Origin of the sequence: Serratia sp. ME47 (genome assembly GCF_903970925.1) — a bacterium.
GTDB classification, from domain to species: Bacteria; Pseudomonadota; Gammaproteobacteria; order Enterobacterales; family Enterobacteriaceae; genus Serratia; species Serratia ureilytica.
On sequence record NZ_CAJCKE010000015.1, the window covers coordinates 66946 to 85618 of the forward strand.

The 18673-nt window shown below is 59.6% G+C and carries 17 protein-coding genes; 11 read left to right on the forward strand and 6 right to left on the reverse strand.

What is annotated here, in order from left to right; all coding sequences use genetic code 11:
• Positions 1 to 75 precede the first annotated feature (75 nt).
• Positions 76 to 423, forward strand: coding sequence for a YceK/YidQ family lipoprotein (locus tag H7A77_RS15770; protein ID WP_016929593.1), 348 nt, complete (start codon positions 76 to 78; stop codon positions 421 to 423).
• A gap of 30 nt (positions 424 to 453) precedes the next feature.
• On the opposite strand, the gene H7A77_RS15775 is transcribed toward H7A77_RS15770, so the two are convergent.
• Positions 454 to 1734 (reverse strand): DUF3748 domain-containing protein, encoded by a 1281-nt coding sequence (locus H7A77_RS15775; protein WP_033652318.1) that lies wholly within the window; start codon positions 1732 to 1734, stop codon positions 454 to 456.
• A 461-nt stretch (positions 1735 to 2195) separates the two neighbouring features.
• Between H7A77_RS15775 and H7A77_RS15780 the strand changes: the two genes are divergently transcribed.
• Both H7A77_RS15780 and H7A77_RS15785 read left to right on the forward strand, forming a co-directional pair.
• Positions 2196 to 3164 (forward strand): threonine/serine dehydratase, encoded by a 969-nt coding sequence (locus H7A77_RS15780; protein ID WP_042783385.1) that lies wholly within the window; start codon positions 2196 to 2198, stop codon positions 3162 to 3164.
• Positions 3151 to 4092: an ornithine cyclodeaminase family protein gene (locus H7A77_RS15785; protein WP_182074398.1), complete on the forward strand. Its 942-nt coding sequence runs from the start codon at positions 3151 to 3153 to the stop codon at positions 4090 to 4092. The genes H7A77_RS15780 and H7A77_RS15785 overlap by 14 nt, the downstream gene beginning before the upstream one ends.
• Positions 4093 to 4118: 26 nt before the next feature.
• Here the strand turns inward: H7A77_RS15785 and yidA are convergent, their stop codons facing one another.
• The 5 genes from yidA to dnaA form a co-directional block, all read right to left on the reverse strand.
• Positions 4119 to 4934 (reverse strand): sugar-phosphatase, encoded by an 816-nt coding sequence (gene yidA / locus H7A77_RS15790; protein ID WP_047025996.1) that lies wholly within the window; start codon positions 4932 to 4934, stop codon positions 4119 to 4121.
• Between the two features lie 124 nt (positions 4935 to 5058).
• Positions 5059 to 7473 carry a DNA topoisomerase (ATP-hydrolyzing) subunit B gene (gyrB, locus tag H7A77_RS15795; RefSeq protein WP_004933898.1) on the reverse strand — a complete coding sequence of 805 codons (2415 nt, stop codon included), beginning with the start codon at positions 7471 to 7473 and terminating at the stop codon, positions 5059 to 5061.
• Between the two features lie 18 nt (positions 7474 to 7491).
• Positions 7492 to 8577, reverse strand: a complete 1086-nt coding sequence (gene recF / locus H7A77_RS15800) for a DNA replication/repair protein RecF (RefSeq protein WP_004933895.1) — start codon at positions 8575 to 8577, stop codon at positions 7492 to 7494.
• Positions 8578 to 8622: 45 nt separating this feature from the next.
• Complete coding sequence (dnaN, locus tag H7A77_RS15805) at positions 8623 to 9723, reverse strand: DNA polymerase III subunit beta (protein WP_004933892.1); 1101 nt, start codon at positions 9721 to 9723, stop codon at positions 8623 to 8625.
• Positions 9724 to 9727: 4 nt separating this feature from the next.
• Positions 9728 to 11122, reverse strand: a complete 1395-nt coding sequence (dnaA, locus tag H7A77_RS15810) for a chromosomal replication initiator protein DnaA (protein WP_004933889.1) — start codon at positions 11120 to 11122, stop codon at positions 9728 to 9730.
• Positions 11123 to 11804: 682 nt separating this feature from the next.
• On the opposite strand from dnaA, the gene rpmH reads away from it, so the two are divergent.
• The 8 genes from rpmH (at position 11805) to H7A77_RS15850 (ending at position 18618) form a co-directional block, all read left to right on the forward strand.
• Positions 11805 to 11945: a 50S ribosomal protein L34 gene (gene rpmH, locus H7A77_RS15815; RefSeq protein WP_000831330.1), complete on the forward strand. Its 141-nt coding sequence runs from the start codon at positions 11805 to 11807 to the stop codon at positions 11943 to 11945.
• 17 nt (positions 11946 to 11962) lie between these two features.
• Positions 11963 to 12322, forward strand: coding sequence for a ribonuclease P protein component (gene rnpA / locus H7A77_RS15820; RefSeq protein WP_004933883.1), 360 nt, complete (start codon positions 11963 to 11965; stop codon positions 12320 to 12322).
• The gene (gene yidD / locus H7A77_RS15825; RefSeq protein WP_004933881.1) at positions 12286 to 12543 is read left to right on the forward strand and encodes a membrane protein insertion efficiency factor YidD; all 258 of its coding nucleotides are present in this window, start codon (positions 12286 to 12288) and stop codon (positions 12541 to 12543) included. The genes rnpA and yidD overlap by 37 nt, the downstream gene beginning before the upstream one ends.
• A 2-nt stretch (positions 12544 to 12545) precedes the next feature.
• Positions 12546 to 14183: a membrane protein insertase YidC gene (gene yidC / locus H7A77_RS15830; protein ID WP_182074399.1), complete on the forward strand. Its 1638-nt coding sequence runs from the start codon at positions 12546 to 12548 to the stop codon at positions 14181 to 14183.
• 96 nt (positions 14184 to 14279) lie between these two features.
• A complete protein-coding gene (gene mnmE / locus H7A77_RS15835; protein WP_042783380.1) occupies positions 14280 to 15644 on the forward strand; it encodes a tRNA uridine-5-carboxymethylaminomethyl(34) synthesis GTPase MnmE in 1365 nt (454 codons plus the stop codon).
• 111 nt (positions 15645 to 15755) lie between these two features.
• Positions 15756 to 17069 (forward strand): lysine N(6)-hydroxylase/L-ornithine N(5)-oxygenase family protein, encoded by a 1314-nt coding sequence (locus H7A77_RS15840; protein WP_182074400.1) that lies wholly within the window; start codon positions 15756 to 15758, stop codon positions 17067 to 17069.
• Between the two features lie 95 nt (positions 17070 to 17164).
• On the forward strand, positions 17165 to 17890 hold the full coding sequence (locus H7A77_RS15845) for a 4'-phosphopantetheinyl transferase superfamily protein (protein ID WP_033645147.1): 726 nt from the start codon (positions 17165 to 17167) through the stop codon (positions 17888 to 17890).
• Positions 17891 to 18051: 161 nt separating this feature from the next.
• Entirely contained in the window at positions 18052 to 18618 is a 567-nt protein-coding gene (locus H7A77_RS15850) for an NADPH-dependent FMN reductase (protein WP_033645148.1), read from the forward strand.
• Positions 18619 to 18673: the final 55 nt, after the last annotated feature.

Consider the following 18673-nt stretch of genomic DNA (forward strand, 5'->3'; position numbering starts at 1 on the left):
GCTTCTTTTAAAGCAGCAACAGGATGTTATAAATCAGCTTAATTTAGGGGCACAGCAACCCTGCAGGATGGATTAATGACGACGATGAAAGCGATAGCGACGGGCTGCATGTTGTTGGCGACCAGCGGTTGCTCCAGCGTGATGAGCCATACCGGCCCGAATCAGGGTTACTATCCCGGCACCCGCGCCAGCGTGGACATGCTGAAGGACGACAACACCAGCTGGGCGATGATGCCGCTGGTGGCGCTGGATCTGCCGTTCTCCGCAGTGATGGATACCGTGCTGCTGCCTTACGACTATCTGCGTTCAGGCAATGACGCCACCGCAGACTCGCCAAAAGCGCGCATCCTGCGCAGCGAGCAACAGAATCTGGCGGCAACCGGCAACCCCGGCGAGGGCAACGACAGCACCGCCACACACTAATCACGCACGCAGCGGGCCATCAGGCCCGCCTTACGCCTCAACCACAAAGATCTGGTTGAATCCGGCAATCTCGCGCATAAATGCCACTTTCTTGCCATCCGGCGAAAACACCACGGCATCCCCCGACGGCGGCTGCACGCTGCGCTGCGTTAAACGCTGCAGGCGGCCGCTGGCGACCTCACACAGCATCACGCTGTTGTCACACACCAGGGCTATCGTCCCGCCCTGCGGGTGCCAGCTGAACGCCGACTGGATGTCATGCTCGCCGCGGCTGACCTGGCGCGGCTCACCGCCGTTCGGCGACACCGTCCACAGTTGCACCACGCCGCCGTCATCCTTCATCAGAAAAGCTATCTGGCTGCCGTCCGGCGAGCTGCGCAGCCAATGGCGCGGCGCACCGACCACGCCCGGAAAACGGCGTTCACCGGTAAAGGTCACCCGCCGCTGCCTGACGCCAAGCGGCGGCGCCGGCAGCTCGCTTTCCGTCCCCTGCAGCGGCACAGCGCCGGCCCTGGCGTAGTCGGCGTCGTTCTCCGGCAGATCGACGATAAACACCTCCGGCAGTTTCTCGCCGGCGGCGGACAGCGTATCGCCGATGAACGCCAGCGCCCAACGCTGCCGACTGCCGTCAGCCTTACGGTAGCCTTCGCGGCCAATCCAGCCTTCTTCGTAGGCGCGATTGATCTGATCGCTGCCCGGCTGCGGCTGCGGCACGGTCTCGCTAACCAGCACGCAATAGTGGCTGCCGTCATATTCACGGGGATGCTGTTTCGGCGGATTGACCCCGTGCAGCGGTACAGCCACGCCGACGTTGCGCAGATCGCGCGCCGGATCGCATTCATGCATCACGTGATCGTTGTAGGTAAAGCTGAGGCGGCTGCCGTCCGGGCTGAAAACGTGCACATGGCTGCCGCCGCGCAGCGCGCCGGGCGTGTAGGGCGCCGTGATATCCAGCGCGTCGAGGGTAATGGCCAACTCGCGATCCGGTTCGCTGACGATCACCCCGCGGCGGTGATGAAAATCATACTGCCAGGCGCTGTCCGGGTGTTCCGGGCCGTGGATGAAGACGTAACGCGCCGGCGCATCGGGGCTGACCGTGACCACGCCGACGTGTGCGCCGTGCTGGGCGCGATAAACCACTTCCACCGCGCCGCTGGCGACGTTAACCCGCTCGATGCTCAGGCCGGTGAAAGAGGCGCCGCGCGGGCGCACGTCATAAGCCAGCCATTGGCTGTCCGGCGTCCAGACGTTGATATTGGTTAACTGATGCCCGCGTGGGTCGAAAGTCAGTTGTTTTTCCCGATGGCTCATGGCGGCTCTCCTGCGCATGCTGGCACTGAACGGCCATCTTACCGGATCGGCAGCCGCGTTTCATATGGCCGGCGAGGACGAGCCGGGGGCTTTCCCGCGTCGAAATTTCCATGAGACTTATCCGTTAAGCCCATCGACGACGCCGGCAGGAAATAAACGCCCGGCTAGCCGGCCACATTCCTGATGGGGAAACTCAACGACGCCCAAACGGTATAAGTAAAGGAAGCGAGCATTATTTTATTGATTATCCTTCTCCTCATTAAATACGCCCGCAGCGACACCTTACTTAACGCAAATAAATAAAAAATTGTGCCGCTAAACGCCCGGTAATGTTTATTTTCACCGCATACGCGATGCGTACCCCCGGCCATTTCCGCTTTCTGGCCGGGTTGCCCGACGGGGTTTACAATCCATACAAAAAAGTACAAACTGGATTTTAAGTCTAAAAACTCGGAGCCGGTATGAACCCCCTTTTCGATGCCATTGTTTCTGCCCATCAGCAACTGCGCCCTCAGGTGCGAGTCACGCCATTGGAGCGCAGCGTGCTGCTTTCTCAGCAATTGGGTTGCGAGCTGTATTTGAAATGCGATCACCTGCAGCACACCGGTTCCTTTAAATTTCGCGGCGCCAGCAACAAGCTGCGGCTGCTGGATAACGAGCAACGCCGGCGCGGCGTGATCGCCGCCTCTACCGGCAACCACGGTCAGGCCGTCGCTTTGGCGGGGCAACTGATGGGCGTTGGCGTCACGGTTTATGCGCCGGAGACGGCGGCGAGCATCAAGCTCGACACCATTCGCGCGTTGGGCGGCACCGTGGAATTGGTGCCGGGCGATGCGCTGAACGCCGAACTGGCGGGGGAACAGGCCGCACGCGAACAGGGAAAAACCTATATCTCGCCGTATAACGACGAGCAGGTGATCGCCGGCCAGGGCACCTGCGGCATGGAGCTGGTTGAACAGCTCACCGATCTGGACGCGGTGTTCGTGGCGGTCGGCGGCGGGGGTTATATCGCCGGCATCGGCACCGTTCTGCGGCAACTGTCGCCGAACACGCAGCTTATCGCCTGCTGGCCGGAAAACGCCACCAGCCTGTACAGCGCGCTGGAAGCGGGCCATATCTTCCCGGTGGAAGAGCAAGAAACCCTGTCCGACGGCACCGCCGGCGGCGTCGAGCCGGGCGCCGTGACCTTTCCGCTGTGCCAACAGCTGATCGACCGCAAAGTGCTGGTCAGCGAAGCGGAGATTAAACACGCGATGCGCCGGATAGCCGCCAGCGATCGCTGGATTATCGAAGGCGCGGCCGGCGTGGCGCTGGCGGCGGCGATCAAACTGGCGCCGGAATACCAGGGTAAAAAGGTGGCGGTGGTGCTGTGCGGCAAGAACATCGTGCTGGAGAAATACCTCAAGGCCATCGCCGATGCACATCCTTAATCGGCAGCAAATCCTCGCCGCGTTCGACGCCGAGACCATAACGCCGCTGCTGAAGCAGGGTTTTATCGCCTACTCGCAACAGCGGGTGCAACAGCCGCCGGTGCAGCATTTCCTGTTCGAGCGGGCCGACGGCGACTGCTGCATCAAGTCCGCCTGGTTGGAAGGCGACGAACTGTTCGTGGTCAAGATCTCTACCGGTTTCTATCGCAATGCCGAACACGGCCTGCCGAGCAATCAGGGGCTGATGATGGCGTTCTCCGCCCAAACCGGCGAGCCGCAGGCGCTGCTGCAAGATGAAGGTTGGCTGACCGCGCTGCGCACCGCCCTGGCCGGCCGCATCGTCGCCGAGCTGTGCGCGCCGCCGCATATTCAGGCGATCGGCATTGTCGGCACGGGCCTGCAGGCGCGGCTGCAGCTGCAATGCCTGAAACCGGTGACCGATTGCCGCGAGGTATGGGTGTGGGGGCGAGACGAACAGGCGCTGGCGGCGTATCGGCGCGATGCCGAAGCCGAGGGTTTCCGGGCGCGGGTTACGCAGAATGCGGCGGAACTGGCGGCGCACTGTCAGCTGATCGTGACTACCACGCCCAGCCGCGAACCGATATTGCAGGCGGCGGATATTCGGCCCGGTACGCACATCACCGCCGTGGGCGCCGACACGCCCGGCAAGCAGGAACTGGCGACCGAGCTGGTGGCCCGCGCAGACGCGCTGCTGGTTGATGCCCTGGCGCAGTGTACGGACTATGGCGAGATCGCGACGGCTTATCGGCAAAATAGGCTGATTTCAACGCCAATCGTCGAAATTGGCGCCGTCTTGGCGCAGGGAGGGCGGGTACGACGCGAGCCGCAGCACATCACCATCGCCGATCTCACCGGCTTGGCGATTCAGGATCTGCAGATCGCCAAAGGGGTGTTGGCGAAGGTATAAAAAGGGCGCCGCAGCGCCCCGCTTGATCAGGCGTTGAGCACGAACTTCTCGATAGCGCGCGCCACGCCGTCTTCGGTATTGGCGCTGGTGACAAACTGCGCCACCGCTTTCAGCTCGGGAATGGCATTGCCCATCGCCACGCCGACGCCGGCATATTCGATCATCGCCGTATCGTTGGCCTGATCCCCCAGCGTCATGATGTTCTCCCGCGCCACGCCGAGATGCTCGGCCAGCATTCTCACCCCGGCGCCTTTATCGACGTTTTTGTGCAAGATCTCAAGGTAGTAAGGCGCGCTTTTCAGGATGGTGTAACGCGCGCGCGTTTCTTCCGGGATGCGCGCGATAGCGCGGTCCAGCAGCTCCGGCTCGTCGATCATCATCACTTTAGGGAAACGCATCTGGCGATCCATCTCTTCCACGCTGCGGTATTTCAGCGGAATACCGGTCATTTCCGCCTCGTGTATGGTGTACTTGCCGATGTCCTTGTTCGGGGTATACAGGGTATCGAAATCAAACGCCTGGAAGTGAACGCCGAACTCGCGCGCCATCTGCTCGAAATGCAGATAATCCTCAAAGCCCAGCGTTTCTTGCAGAATGCAGGCGCCGTCGACCGCACGCAGCACTAGCGCGCCGTTATAAGTGATACAGAAATCGCCGGGGCCTTGAATGTCCAACTGGCGCAGATAATCCTGCACGCCGACATAAGGCCGCCCGGTGGCCAGCACCACGTGCACCCCTTTGCGCCGCGCCGCCGCGATAGCCTGCTTTACCGCCGGCGTGATTTGATGCTGCGGATCCAGCAACGTGCCGTCCATGTCGATCGCAATCAGTTCAATAGCCATTCAACGCTTCTCCCAGTGATTTTTATTCATGCTAACGCGTTTCAGCCTCGGCTGTCAGCGCCAAAAAAGGCCAAAAAAAATCCGCGCGGGTCGCCCGGCGCGGATTTTCACAGCCATTAACGCATCAGATATCGATGTTCGCCGCTTTCAGGGCGTTTTCTTCGATAAAGGCGCGACGCGGTTCAACCGCATCGCCCATCAGCGTGGTGAACAGCTGATCGGCAGCGATGGCATCCTTGACGGTCACGCGCAGCATGCGGCGGCTTTCCGGATCCATGGTGGTTTCCCACAGCTGCTCCGGGTTCATCTCGCCCAGACCTTTATAACGCTGCACCGACAGGCCGCGGCGCGACTCTTTCACCAGCCACTCCAGCGCCTGTTCAAAGCTGTCTACCGGCTGACGGCGTTCGCCGCGCTCGATGAACGCGCCCTCTTCGATCAGCCCGCGCAGCTGCTCGCCCAGCTGGCAGATCTTGCGGTATTCACCGCCGTGGATGAAGTCGAAGTCCAGCTTATAGTCGGTATCCACGCCGTGGGTACGGATGCGCAACGCCGGCTCGAACATCTGGCGCTCGCGGTTCTCGAAGATCACGAAGTCATAGCTGCTGCCGTGCTGCTCTTTGTCGTTCAGCGCCTGCACCAGCGACGCGATCCAGGTTTTCACCTTGGCTTCATCGCTGAGATCGCCTTCGTTCAGCGTCGGCTGATAGATCAGGCTGTTCAGCAGCGCGCGCGGGTAGCGGCGCTCCATGCGGCCAATCAGCTTCTGCACGCCGTAGTGCTCGGCCACCAGTTTCTCCAACTGCTCGCCGCCGAGCGCCGGTGCGCTGGCATTGGTGTGCAGCGTAGCGCCGTCCATCGCGATGGCGATCTGATACTGATCCATCGCCTCGTCATCTTTGATGTACTGCTCCTGCTTGCCTTTCTTCACCTTGTACAGCGGCGGCTGTGCGATGAACACGTGGCCACGCTCGATGATTTCCGGCATCTGGCGGTAGAAGAAGGTCAACAGCAGCGTACGGATGTGCGAACCGTCGACGTCGGCATCGGTCATGATGATGATGCTGTGGTAACGCAGCTTGTCCGGGCTGTACTCGTCGCGGCCGATGCCGCAACCCAGCGCGGTGATCAACGTCGCCACTTCCTGCGAAGAGAGCATTTTGTCGAAACGCGCTTTCTCGACGTTGAGGATTTTCCCCTTCAGCGGCAAGATAGCCTGATTCTTGCGGTTGCGCCCCTGCTTGGCAGAGCCGCCCGCGGAGTCCCCTTCCACCAGGTACAGTTCGGACAGCGCCGGATCGCGTTCCTGGCAGTCCGCCAGCTTGCCCGGCAGGCCGGCCAGATCCAGCGCGCCTTTGCGGCGGGTCATCTCACGCGCTTTACGCGCCGCTTCGCGCGCGCGCGCCGCGTCGATGATTTTGCCGACCACGATTTTCGCGTCGCCCGGATTCTCCATCAGGTAATCCACCAGCTTCTCGTTCATCAGCGTTTCAACCGCGGTTTTCACCTCGGAAGAGACCAACTTGTCCTTGGTCTGAGAAGAGAACTTCGGATCCGGCACCTTCACCGACACCACGGCGATCAGGCCTTCACGCGCGTCATCGCCAGTGGCGCTGACTTTGGCCTTCTTGCTGTAACCTTCCTTCTCCATGTAGCTGTTCAGCGTACGGGTCATCGCGGTACGGAAACCGACCAGGTGCGTGCCGCCGTCGCGCTGCGGAATGTTGTTGGTGAAGCAGTAGATGTTTTCCTGGAAACCGTCGTTCCACTGCAGCGCCACTTCCACGCCGATGTCGTCTTTCACGGTGGAGAAGTAGAACACGTTCGGGTGGATCGGGGTTTTGTTCTTGTTCAGGTACTCGACAAACGCCTTGATGCCGCCTTCGTAATGGAAGTGGTCTTCACGGTCGGTGCGCTTGTCCTTCAGGCGAATAGACACGCCGGAGTTGAGGAAGGACAGCTCGCGCAGACGCTTGGCCAGAATGTCGTACTCGAATTCGGTCACATTGGTGAAGGTCTGGTGGCTCGGCCAGAAGCGGACCATGGTGCCGGTCTGCTCGGTTTCGCCCACCACGTTCAGCGGCGCCTGCGGCTCGCCGTGGCTGTAAGTTTGTTCGTGCACTTTGCCTTCGCGGCGGATCACCAGCTCCAGTTTCTCCGACAGGGCGTTAACCACCGAGACGCCCACGCCGTGCAGGCCGCCGGAAACTTTATAGGAGTTGTCGTCGAATTTACCGCCGGCGTGCAGCACGGTCATGATGACCTCTGCGGCTGAAACCCCTTCTTCCGGGTGAATGCCGGTCGGAATGCCGCGGCCGTCATCCTGCACCGATACCGAGTTGTCGGCATGGATGGTGACCTGAATGTCACTACAGTGGCCCGCGAGCGCTTCGTCGATAGCGTTGTCCACAACCTCGAATACCATGTGGTGCAGACCGGTGCCGTCATCGGTATCGCCGATATACATGCCCGGGCGCTTGCGCACCGCATCCAGCCCTTTTAATACCTTGATACTTGAGGAGTCATAAGAATTCGACATCAACGTTTCTCGCTCATTTTAGTCCTGTGGTTGAACCTCTATTTTACCCTGTTCCACGCGGAACATCTTGCCCTTTTCACCGGCCATGTCGGTCACTTGTTCAGCGCTGACCGCGCTGACAAAAACCTGGGCCTGGGTGGCTTTCAGGCGATCGGCCAGCAACCGGCGACGGCCGGTGTCCAGCTCGGAGGCAAAATCATCAATCAGATACAGGCAACGCCGCCCGCTCTGCCGGGTGAGAAACTCACCCTGCGCCAAGCGCAACGCGCACATCAGCAGCTTAAGCTGACCGCGCGATAACAAATCCTCTACCGGCGTGCCGTCGGCACGAATGCGAAAGTCCGCTTTATGCGGCCCCACCGCGGTATAGGTCAACGCCCTGTCGCGCTCAAACTGGCGCTCCAGCAGCTCGCCGTAGTCGCTCTCTTTGTCCCAGCCGCGCTGGAAGGAGAAGCTCAGGGCGAATTCAGGCAGAAACTGCGCGCAGGTCGCGGTGATATCCGCGGCGATCGCGTCGCTGTATTCCGCCCGCCATTCGCTGATGCGCTCCGCGAGCGGGATCAGTTCCTGATCCCAGGCGCGGATCTGCGCATAGCGACTCACCTGGCGCAGCGCGGCATTGCGCTGCTTCAGTAACCGTTTCAGGTTGCTCCAGGCGGTGAAAAAACCGGGTTCGTTATGAAAACAGCCCCAGTCCAGGAAAGCGCGCCGGAATTTCGGCCCGCCGTTCAGCAGGGTAAAACCTTCGGGGGTGATCAGCTGCATGGGCAGCAGCTGCGCCAGCTCGGCCACCTTGTGGCCGTCGCTGCCATCGATGCGTACTTTGCTGTCACCCTGACGGCTCTTGCTCAATCCTACCGATAGCTCGCGCTCCGCGCCTTCGATGCGGCCATGCAGCACGAACTCCGGTTGGTCGTGGCGGATCACCCGACCGGCCTGCAGACTGCGAAAGGCGCGGCCATGGCCGAGCGTATACACCGCCTCCAGCACGCTGGTCTTGCCGCTGCCGTTAGCGCCGACCAGGAAGTTGAATCCCGGCGCCAGCGCCAAATCCGCCGCCTCGATATTGCGGAAATCTTTAATCAATAAACGCGTCAGAGCCATGCAATCTCTTTACCGATGACGGTGCTGTAATTCAAGGTAACGAGACTACAACCGCATTGGCATGACAACGTAGGCCGCCGCCTGACTGGCGCCGTCTTCGATCTGCACGCTGGAGACCGAGTCGGTCAACAGCAGGCGCACGTCTTCACACTTGAGCGCGTTCAACACGTCCAGCACGTAGCTGACGTTGAAGCCGATCTCCATCTCCGCGCCGTCGTAGCTGACGTCGAGGATCTCTTCCGCCTCTTCCTGTTCCGGGTTGTTGGCGGTGATCTTCAGCTGATTCTGGCTGACGTACAGCCGCACGCCGCGGAATTTCTCGTTCGAGAGAATGGCCGCGCGGGCGAACGCCTGCTTGAGCAGATCGCAGCCGGCTTCCAGCGTTTTGTCCGGGTTCTTCGGCAAGACGCGGCGATAGTCCGGGAAACGGCCGTCAACCAGCTTGGACGTGAAGATGAAATCGCCGACGTGGGCGCGAATGTTGTTGCTGCCGATCTGCAGCTGCAGCAGCGAATCGCCGCCGTCCAGCAAGCGCACCAGCTCCATCACCCCTTTACGCGGCACGATCACCGAATGCGACGGCAGCTGCTGGCCGATCGGCATCGAGCACACCGCCAGGCGGTGGCCGTCGGTCGCGACGGTGCGCAGCTCTTCGCCTTCGGTTTCAAACAGCATGCCGTTCAGGTAGTAACGCACGTCCTGATGGGCCATCGAGAACTGGGTGGCTTCGATCAGGCGCTTCAGCGTCGCCTGCGGCAAGGTGAATTCCACCTCGCTCTGCCAGTCGTCCAGGTTCGGGAAGTCCGCCGCGGGCAGCGTGGACAGCGAGAAACGGCTGCGGCCGGATCGCACCAGCATGCGCTCGCTCTCCAGCGTGACGGCGATCTCCGCCCCTTCCGGCAGGCCACGGCAGATATCAAAGAATTTGCGCGCGGGCACGGTGGTCGCGCCCGGCTCGTGCGGCTGGGACAGGGCGACGCGCGCCACCATCTCCATCTCCAGATCGGTGCCGGTCAGCAGCAGGGAGCCTTCCGTCACCTGCAACAGCAGGTTGCCCAGGATCGGCAAGGTCGGGCGGCCGCCCAGCGGGCTGCTCACCTGTTGCAGCGGTTTTAGCAGATGCTCACGTTCAACGATAAATTTCATAGCGCTATGAAGATAATGTTCTGATTAAATTGGAGAAATCTTCTTTGATGTCGTGACTTTCCTCACGCAGCTGCTCGATCTTCCGGCAGGCGTGCAACACCGTGGTATGGTCGCGGCCACCAAACGCATCGCCGATTTCCGGCAGGCTGTGGTTGGTGAGTTCCTTCGCCAGCGCCATCGCCATCTGGCGCGGGCGGGCAACGGATCGCGAACGCCGCTTGGACAGCAAATCCGCGACTTTAATCTTGTAATACTCCGCCACCGTCTTTTGGATATTGTCGATGGTGACCAGCTTTTCCTGCAGCGCCAGCAGATCGCGCAGCGCTTCGCGCACGAAATCGATGGTGATGGCCCGGCCGGTAAAGTTGGCGTTGGCGATCACGCGGTTCAGCGCCCCTTCGAGCTCACGCACGTTGGAACGCAGGCGTTTGGCGATGAAGAACGCCACTTCGCCCGGCAGGCGAATGTCGTTTTCGTCGGCCTTTTTCATCAGGATCGCCACGCGGGTTTCCAGCTCCGGCGGCTCGATCGCCACCGTCAGCCCCCAGCCGAAGCGGGACTTCAGACGATCTTCCACCCCGTTGATCTCTTTAGGGTAGCGATCCGAAGTCAGGATGATCTGCTGATTGCCTTCCAACAGGGCGTTAAAGGTATGGAAGAACTCTTCCTGCGAACGCTCCTTGTTGGCGAAGAATTGGATGTCATCGATCAGCAACGCATCGACCGAACGGTAGTAGCGCTTAAACTCTTCGATGGCATTGTTCTGCAACGCTTTGACCATGTCTTGTACGAAGCGTTCCGAGTGCATGTAGACCACTTTGGCGTTGGCCTTGCGCGCCATGATGCCGTTGCCGACCGCGTGCAGCAGGTGAGTTTTACCCAGGCCGGTGCCGCCATACAGGAACAAAGGGTTGTAGGCGCCGCCCGGATTGTCCGCCACCTGGCGAGCCGCCGCGCGCGCCAGCTGGTTTGACTTACCCTCGACGAAGTTGTCGAAGGTGTGTTTGGGGTTGACGTTGGAGCGGTAAGAGAGCTCGGGCTGCGCCGCCGCGTTGTCCCAGCTCGGGCGCGAAGGCGCGGCCGTGCGCGCCGCCGGGGCCGCAGGGGCGCTGCTGACGCTGGCGGTCACGGTCTGGCTGATCACCTGCGTGATCGGCTTGCTGCCGACTTCAAAACGCAGCAAAGGCGCATCCGTGCCGCAGAAATCATTCAGCAGACCATTGATATTGTTTAAGTACTTATCGCGAACCCAATCCAGCACAAAACGGTTAGGCGCGTACAGCGCCAGGGTGTTGTCACTCAGTTCCGCCTGCAATGGGCGAATCCACATACTAAATTCTGTGGCAGGTAACTCATCCTGCAATCGGGCAAGACACTGCTGCCAAAGCGAAAGTGACACGGCGGACTCCACTCGAACAAGATCAATAAAGAAAAGAAACGGGCAACTTTTTTATAACTCATGATTTTTGACACATACCCGGCATCGGCTGTTTGCCTGTGGGGGATGCGAACCGCCTTTCACGGTTTGTGTCCCTCACGATCCCGGCATGAGGGATCGCGATCGGAATGACGGATCATAGCGCAATCCGCGCAAGAGATCCTCCCCTTCCTCACAGATTAGATCCATTTTATCCACAGGCCGCGGCCGGCGGCGATCTTTTCGCCGCCGGCGCCGAATGACCGCGCAGATCCCGGCCGCTGCGCCGCGTTTTTTACATTGTCAACCGGTTATACCCTGTTATCCACGTCGGATCCTGGGATCGCGCGCAAAGGATCTCACGGGGATCCTTGCGATTTCACCCCGAGTCCGTATAATCTTCGCCCTACGTGTGATACCTGGTTCCTTATGGTGCGTCATTAGCCAGACAGGATTCTGCGGTGACCACGGGCCAAGACCGGATTTTGTGCCGTTATTGGCAGACAACCAGGTAGGCTGGCGCGATGCGAATTGACTCAGGACTGTACAATTATTACAATCCCGCTTCTTTATGTATTGCGATTGAGGCGTCGGTCATCTTCACGCCGAGTAGCCAAACGCGTTTACTGATCAGTAATTATTTTAAGTTTAGGTAGAAATCGCTATGAAACGCACTTTCCAACCGTCCGTATTGAAGCGCAACCGTAGCCACGGTTTCCGTGCTCGTATGGCCACCAAAAATGGTCGTCAAGTTCTGGCCCGCCGTCGTGCGAAAGGCCGTGCTCGTCTGACTGTTTCTAAGTAATAAAGCTAACCCGCTGAGTGGTTAAGCTCGCTTTTCCCAGGGAGTTACGTTTGTTAACTCCCACTCATTTCACTTTCGTCTTCCAGCAGCCACAACGGGCTGGCACGCCGCAAATCACCATCCTCGGCCGCCTGAACCAGCTGGGGCATCCCCGCATCGGTCTTACCGTCGCCAAAAAACACGTCAAACGCGCGCACGAGCGTAATCGGATCAAACGCCTAACCCGCGAAAGCTTCCGCCTGCGCCAGCACGAATTACCGGCGATGGATTTTGTCGTGGTGGCCAAAAAGGGGATAGCGGATTTGGATAACCGCGCGCTGACGGAAGCTTTGGATAAATTATGGCGTCGCCACTGTCGCCAGGCTCCCGCATCCTGATCGGGCTGGTGCGGGCCTATCAGCTCGTCATCAGTCCGCTGCTAGGGCCTCGTTGTCGCTTCCAGCCGACATGCTCTCATTACGCAATTGAGGCATTAAGCAGGTTTGGCATGATAAAAGGCAGTTGGTTAGCATTGAAACGCGTATTAAAATGCCACCCTTTGAACCCAGGTGGCGATGATCCGGTGCCGCCAAAAACCGACGATAACAGAGAACACTAACGATGGATTCGCAACGCAATCTTCTCCTCATCGCTCTGCTGTTCGTGTCTTTCATGATCTGGCAGGCATGGCAAACGGACAACGCTCCGCAGCCGGCCGCACAGACCACGCAACAGACTTCGAACGCAGTAGCCGGTGATGCCGCCAGCCAGGCCGTGCCAGCCAGTGGTCAGGGTAAGCTGATTACCGTGAACACCGACGTGCTGTCACTGACCATCAACACCCGTGGTGGCGATATCGAGCAGGCTAAACTGTTGGCCTACCCGGAAACTCTGGGTTCATCGACTCCGTTCCAACTGCTGGAAACCACTCCGTCGTTCGTCTATCAGGCGCAAAGCGGCCTGACCGGTAAAAACGGCCCGGACAACCCGGCCAAAGGCGAACGCCCGCTGTACCAAGCGGCGCAGGACAGCTACACCCTGCCGGAAGGCCAGGACGAGCTGCGCATCCCGCTGACCTACACCGATAAAGACGGCGCGGTCTACACCAAGACCTTCGTGCTCAAACGCAACCACTATGCGGTCGGCGTGGATTACAGCATCGACAACAAAGGCGCGGCGCCGCTGGAGCTGACCCTGTTCGGCCAGCTGAAGCAGACCACCGAATTGCCTAAGCACCGCGATACCGGCAGCAGCAACTTCGCGTTGCACACCTTCCGCGGCGCGGCGTACTCGTCCAGCGAGGACAAGTACCAGAAATACGCGTTCGACAAAGACGAAAACCTGAGAGTCACCACCAAAGACGGTTGGGTCGCCATGCTGCAGCAGTACTTCGCCACCGCGTGGGTACCGGCGACCAAGGGTGACAACACCTTCTACACCGCCAAACCGGGTGACAACCTGTCCACCATCGGCTTCAAATCTACCCCGGTCGTGGTGCAGCCTGGCGCTCAGCAGCAGCTGAACGCGACCCTGTGGGTCGGCCCGGAGCTGCAGGACCAGATGGCCCAACTGGCGCCGCACCTGGACCTGACCGTGGATTACGGCTGGCTGTGGTTCATCTCCCAGCCGCTGTTCAAACTGCTGAAGTTCATCCACGGCTTTATCGGCAACTGGGGCTTCTCCATCATCATCATCACCTTCATCGTGCGCGGCATCATGTACCCGCTGACCAAGGCGCAGTACACCTCGATGGCGAAAATGCGCATGCTGCAGCCGAAGCTGCAGGCGATGCGCGAACGCATCGGCGATGACAAGCAGCGCATGAGCCAAGAGATGATGGCGCTGTACAAGGCGGAGAAAGTGAACCCGCTCGGCGGCTGCCTGCCGCTGATCATTCAGATGCCGATCTTCCTGGCGCTGTACTACATGCTGATGGGTTCGGTCGAGCTGCGCCACGCGCCGTTCGCCCTGTGGATCCATGACTTGTCGGCGCAAGACCCGTACTACATCCTGCCAATCCTGATGGGCGTGACGATGTTCTTCATTCAGAAGATGTCGCCGACCACCGTGACTGACCCGATGCAGCAGAAAATCATGACCTTCATGCCGGTGATCTTCACAGTGTTCTTCCTGTGGTTCCCGTCCGGTCTGGTGCTGTACTACATCGTCAGCAACCTGGTGACCATCCTGCAGCAGCAGCTGATTTACCGTGGTCTGGAAAAACGCGGTCTGCACAGCCGCGACAAGAAAAAAAGCTAAGCGTATTGTAGGGGTTCGGCGCGCCGACCCTTGCAGTCACCCCAAAGGCGGTCATTAGACCGCCTTTTTGCATCTTAATCGTCAGAGAGAACCGTTATGAGCACCACCGATACCATCGTAGCCCAAGCCACCCCGCCGGGACGCGGCGGCGTCGGCATTCTGCGCATTTCCGGAAGCAAGGCCAAAGACGTCGCCCTGGCGTTGCTCGGCAAGCTGCCGAAGCCGCGCTACGCTGACTATCTGCCGTTCCGCGACGCCACGGGCGCCACCCTCGATCAGGGCATCGCGCTGTGGTTCCCGGGGCCGAACTCCTTTACCGGCGAAGACGTGCTGGAACTGCAGGGCCACGGCGGGCCGGTGATCCTCGATCTGCTGCTCAAGCGCGTGCTGGCGCTGCCCGACGTGCGCATCGCGCGGCCGGGCGAGTTCTCCGAGCGCGCGTTTCTCAACGACAAACTCGATCTGGCGCAGGCCGAAGCGATTGCCGATCTGATCGACGCCAGCTCCGAGCAGGCGGCGCGTTCGGCGATGAACTCGCTGCAAGGCGCGTTCTCCACCCGCATCCACCAGCTCGTGGAAGCGCTCACTCACCTGCGAATCTATGTGGAAGCGGCGATCGACTTCCCGGACGAGGAAATCGACTTCCTGTCCGACGGTAAAATCGAGGCGCAGCTCAACGACGTGATGGCGGATCTGGACAACGTGCGCGGTGAAGCGCGCCAGGGCAGCCTGCTGCGCGAAGGGATGAAGGTGGTGATCGCCGGGCGCCCCAATGCCGGCAAATCGAGCCTGCTCAATGCGCTGGCCGGACGCGAGGCGGCGATCGTCACCGATATCGCCGGCACCACCCGCGACGTTCTGCGCGAACACATCCATATCGACGGCATGCCGCTGCACATCATCGACACCGCCGGCCTGCGCGACGCCAGCGACGAAGTGGAGCGCATCGGCATCGAACGTGCATGGAACGAGATCGAACAGGCCGACAGAGTGCTGTTTATGGTTGACGGCACCACCACCGCCGCCACCGAGCCGGCGGAGATCTGGCCGGAATTTATGGCGCGCCTGCCGGACACGCTGCCGATCACCGTGGTGCGCAACAAAGCCGACATCACCGGTGAAACGCTGGGTATGACGGAAGTGAATAACCACTCACTTATTCGCCTGTCGGCTCGCACCGGCGAAGGCGTCGATGTGCTGCGCGATCATCTTAAACAGAGCATGGGCTTCACCAGCAACATGGAAGGCGGCTTCCTGGCGCGCCGTCGCCACCTGCAGGCGCTGGAACTGGCGGCGCAGCATCTGGTACAGGGCAAAGAACAGTTAGTGAGCGCTTACGCGGGGGAGCTGCTGGCCGAGGAACTGCGCCAGGCGCAGCTGGCCCTGAGCGAAATCACCGGCGAATTCACCTCCGACGATCTGCTGGGCCGCATTTTCTCCAGCTTCTGTATCGGGAAATAATCGACTGCGAGCGCCGTATCCTACTCGGCGCCCGCATGTTACTTCTCCCGGCGGCATCAAAACTCACCTAAGCTTATCTCATCAATTTTGATGCTTGAGAGATAAGCTTACATGAACGAATCTTTAGACTTGATCGGCGTGGGATTGGGGCCTTTCAATCTCAGTCTGGCCGCTCTGGCCGCCGAAAGCAACGCCGTCAATTATACCTTTCTCGATCGTAACGCCAGCTTCCGCTGGCATCCCGGTATGCTGTTGCCCTCAGCTTATATGCAAACCTATGTACTGCAGGATCTGGTTACCGCCGTCAGCCCACGCAGCCAATTTTCATTTATTAATTACTTGGTCGAAAAGAAAAAAATTTATCGTTTTTTAATCACCGAGCAGCAAATTATCAGCCGGGAAGAATTTTCCGACTACCTGAGTTGGGCGTGCGAAAGGTTAGACGGACTACAGTTTTCACAGTCCGTAGAGCGTATTGATTTTGACGATGAAAAGGGTTTGTTCAAGGTAAGTACCCACAACCAGACTCTGTGGGCGAAAAATATCTGTCTGGGTACCGGACATGACCCTTGGTTGCCGGAAGCATTTTACCCGGCGCTGGGTGAAAACTGCATGCATGCCGCTGAAATAGCCCTGCGCAATCCAGACTTCAGCGGCAAGCGGGTTATGGTAGTGGGCGGCGGCCAAAGCGGCGCCGATGTTTTTTTGAACGCGTTGCAGGGACACTGGGGCGAGCCGGCACAGCTGGATTGGCTCTCGCGCCGTCCCAATTTTCAGCCGCTGGATGAGTCCCCCTTCACCAACGAATATTTCACTCCTGAGTACGTCGACTATTTCTATACGCTGCCGGCCGAGATCCGCGCACGTGAAATCAAAACACAGAAATTGCCGGCAGACGGCATCAGCAATCATACGCTGCGAACCTTGTACCGTGAGCTTTATATGCGTTTTGACGTGATGCGCCAGACACGCAATGTGCGTTTACTGCCCCATCGCACTCTACTGACCGTAGAATCAAAGGATGGGGCTTTTCATCTGCGCACGCTTCACGGTCTGGAAAATCGCCAGGAAAGTTTCAGAGCCGATATCGTCATTCTGGCCACCGGCTATCGCGCCACTCTGCCCGCTTATCTGAAACCCCTGGTGCCACGCATCCCGCTCGATTCGAAGCAGCATCTACCGCTGCTGCCAAATTTTAATCTTGAATGGCTCGGCCCGGAACAAAATCGAATTTATGCGGTAAATGCCGGGATACACAGCCATGGCAGCGCAGAAGGCGGACTGAGCCTGATGGCCTGGCGTTCAGCGCGCATCCTCAATCACTTGCTGGGCAAGCCATACTTTGATTTGGCACCGAACACATCAATGATCCAATGGTGGAGCGATGCCGCGTCGGACGATATCTCTTCCATCGTTAATAAATAGGATAATCCGCATAGTGTTTTTTGATGATAAATCCTCAACTTAGCCTTAATCTAACACCCCTGCGTTCTTAGCGACCCTCTGTCATGGAGTGAACAATGGCGTGTCATTTTGCCCGATGGACCCCGGCCTCCGCTGTCCTGGATACCCAGAGACTCTCCGACGAAGTTATAGCCGCCACCCGCACCTTTTCCGTTAAGCGCCGCACGCGTTACCTGCAAGGGCGCATTCTGCTCGCCGAAATGATGTTTTACCTGTACGGCCTGCCGACGCTTCCCCCTATAGCCACCACCCCGACCGGCCGCCCCTGCTTCGCCGATCATCAGCTGCCCGATTTTAGCCTCGCCTACGCCAGCAACACCGTGGGCGTGCTGCTCAGCGACGAAGGCAAAGTCGGACTGGATATCGAAGTGATGCGGGCGCGCGGTACCCGGCAAAGCGCGCTGCAACACGCGCATCAGACGCCGGCGGAAAGTGCCTGGATCGGCGCGCAGGACGATCGGCTGGAGGCGGAAACTCAGCTGTGGAGCATCCGGCAAAGCGTGCTGAAAATTTCCGGCCTGGGCAACAGCGGCCAGTCTACGCTGCGTCTGCATCCGTTCTCAGGGCACCTGCGCTCCAGCGCCACGCCGGACGTTCAGGTGATGAGCGACGCCGATGAATACCTGAGCTGGGCCTGCGCCGGCAGCCCCGGGCTGGATCGCCTGCTGTGCTGGCGCTACGAAGAGCGCCGCGGCCTGCACAAAGACGGGGAAATCTCGCCCCGCAGCCCGGCGGCGTCCTCGCGCTTCGTCAAACTGACGGGTCTGAAGACGCCCGGTTAACGTGGCGCAAGGCGGATAAAGCCGTTTTTACCGCACGAATTTCTGCCGTAATTTGTAAAAACAGCTAAATGTTGAGCAATCGCCTATTCTCGACCCGAGCTTTAGCCTACTATTCGCCCATGTTGTCCGCTGAATCTGCTCATTCGAAAGGGAGAATCATCATGTCAGACCAAGCCTTAAAAATCGTCACTCTGCTCGGCAGCCTGCGCAAAGGCTCCTACAACGCCATGGTGGCCCGCGCTCTGCCAGGCCTGGCTCCGCAGGGCGTCACCATTGAAGCGCTGCCTTCCATCCGCGATATCCCGCTGTACGACGCCGACATGCAACAGGGTGAGGGTTTCCCTGCCGCGGTCGAAGCGATAGCAGAGCAGATCCGCCAGGCCGACGGCGTGATCATCGTCACCCCCGAATACAACTATTCCGTGCCCGGCGGGTTGAAAAACGCCATCGACTGGTTGTCTCGCTTGCCGAATCAACCGCTGGCCGGCAAGCCGGTGGCCATTCAAACCAGCTCGATGGGGCCCATCGGCGGTGCCCGCTGCCAGTACCACCTGCGCCAGATCCTGGTGTTCCTGGATGCGATGGTGATGAACAAGCCCGAGTTTATGGGCGGCGTGATCCAGAACAAGGTCGATGAACAGGCCGGTGAACTGAGCGATCAGGGAACGTTGGATTTCCTGACCGGCCAGCTGTCCGCGTTCAGCGATTTCATTCGCCGCGTGGAATGACGGTCTCGCGGCGCCCGCAGGGCGCCGCAACAGGACATGAAGTCCGCCAATTTAT

What these genes read in the sequence shown, in the direction of transcription:
- H7A77_RS15770 (WP_016929593.1), top strand. Translation starts at nt 76, where the DNA reads ATGACGACGATGAAAGCGATAGCGACGGGCTGCATGTTGTTGGCGACC.
- H7A77_RS15775 (WP_033652318.1), bottom strand. Translation starts at nt 1,734, where the DNA reads ATGAGCCATCGGGAAAAACAACTGACTTTCGACCCACGCGGGCATCAG.
- H7A77_RS15780 (WP_042783385.1), top strand. Translation starts at nt 2,196, where the DNA reads ATGAACCCCCTTTTCGATGCCATTGTTTCTGCCCATCAGCAACTGCGC.
- H7A77_RS15785 (WP_182074398.1), top strand. Translation starts at nt 3,151, where the DNA reads ATGCACATCCTTAATCGGCAGCAAATCCTCGCCGCGTTCGACGCCGAG.
- yidA (WP_047025996.1), bottom strand. Translation starts at nt 4,934, where the DNA reads ATGGCTATTGAACTGATTGCGATCGACATGGACGGCACGTTGCTGGAT.
- gyrB (WP_004933898.1), bottom strand. Translation starts at nt 7,473, where the DNA reads ATGTCGAATTCTTATGACTCCTCAAGTATCAAGGTATTAAAAGGGCTG.
- recF (WP_004933895.1), bottom strand. Translation starts at nt 8,577, where the DNA reads ATGGCTCTGACGCGTTTATTGATTAAAGATTTCCGCAATATCGAGGCG.
- dnaN (WP_004933892.1), bottom strand. Translation starts at nt 9,723, where the DNA reads ATGAAATTTATCGTTGAACGTGAGCATCTGCTAAAACCGCTGCAACAG.
- rpmH (WP_000831330.1), top strand. Translation starts at nt 11,805, where the DNA reads ATGAAACGCACTTTCCAACCGTCCGTATTGAAGCGCAACCGTAGCCAC.
- yidD (WP_004933881.1), top strand. Translation starts at nt 12,286, where the DNA reads ATGGCGTCGCCACTGTCGCCAGGCTCCCGCATCCTGATCGGGCTGGTG.
- yidC (WP_182074399.1), top strand. Translation starts at nt 12,546, where the DNA reads ATGGATTCGCAACGCAATCTTCTCCTCATCGCTCTGCTGTTCGTGTCT.
- mnmE (WP_042783380.1), top strand. Translation starts at nt 14,280, where the DNA reads ATGAGCACCACCGATACCATCGTAGCCCAAGCCACCCCGCCGGGACGC.
- H7A77_RS15840 (WP_182074400.1), top strand. Translation starts at nt 15,756, where the DNA reads ATGAACGAATCTTTAGACTTGATCGGCGTGGGATTGGGGCCTTTCAAT.
- H7A77_RS15845 (WP_033645147.1), top strand. Translation starts at nt 17,165, where the DNA reads ATGGCGTGTCATTTTGCCCGATGGACCCCGGCCTCCGCTGTCCTGGAT.
- H7A77_RS15850 (WP_033645148.1), top strand. Translation starts at nt 18,052, where the DNA reads ATGTCAGACCAAGCCTTAAAAATCGTCACTCTGCTCGGCAGCCTGCGC.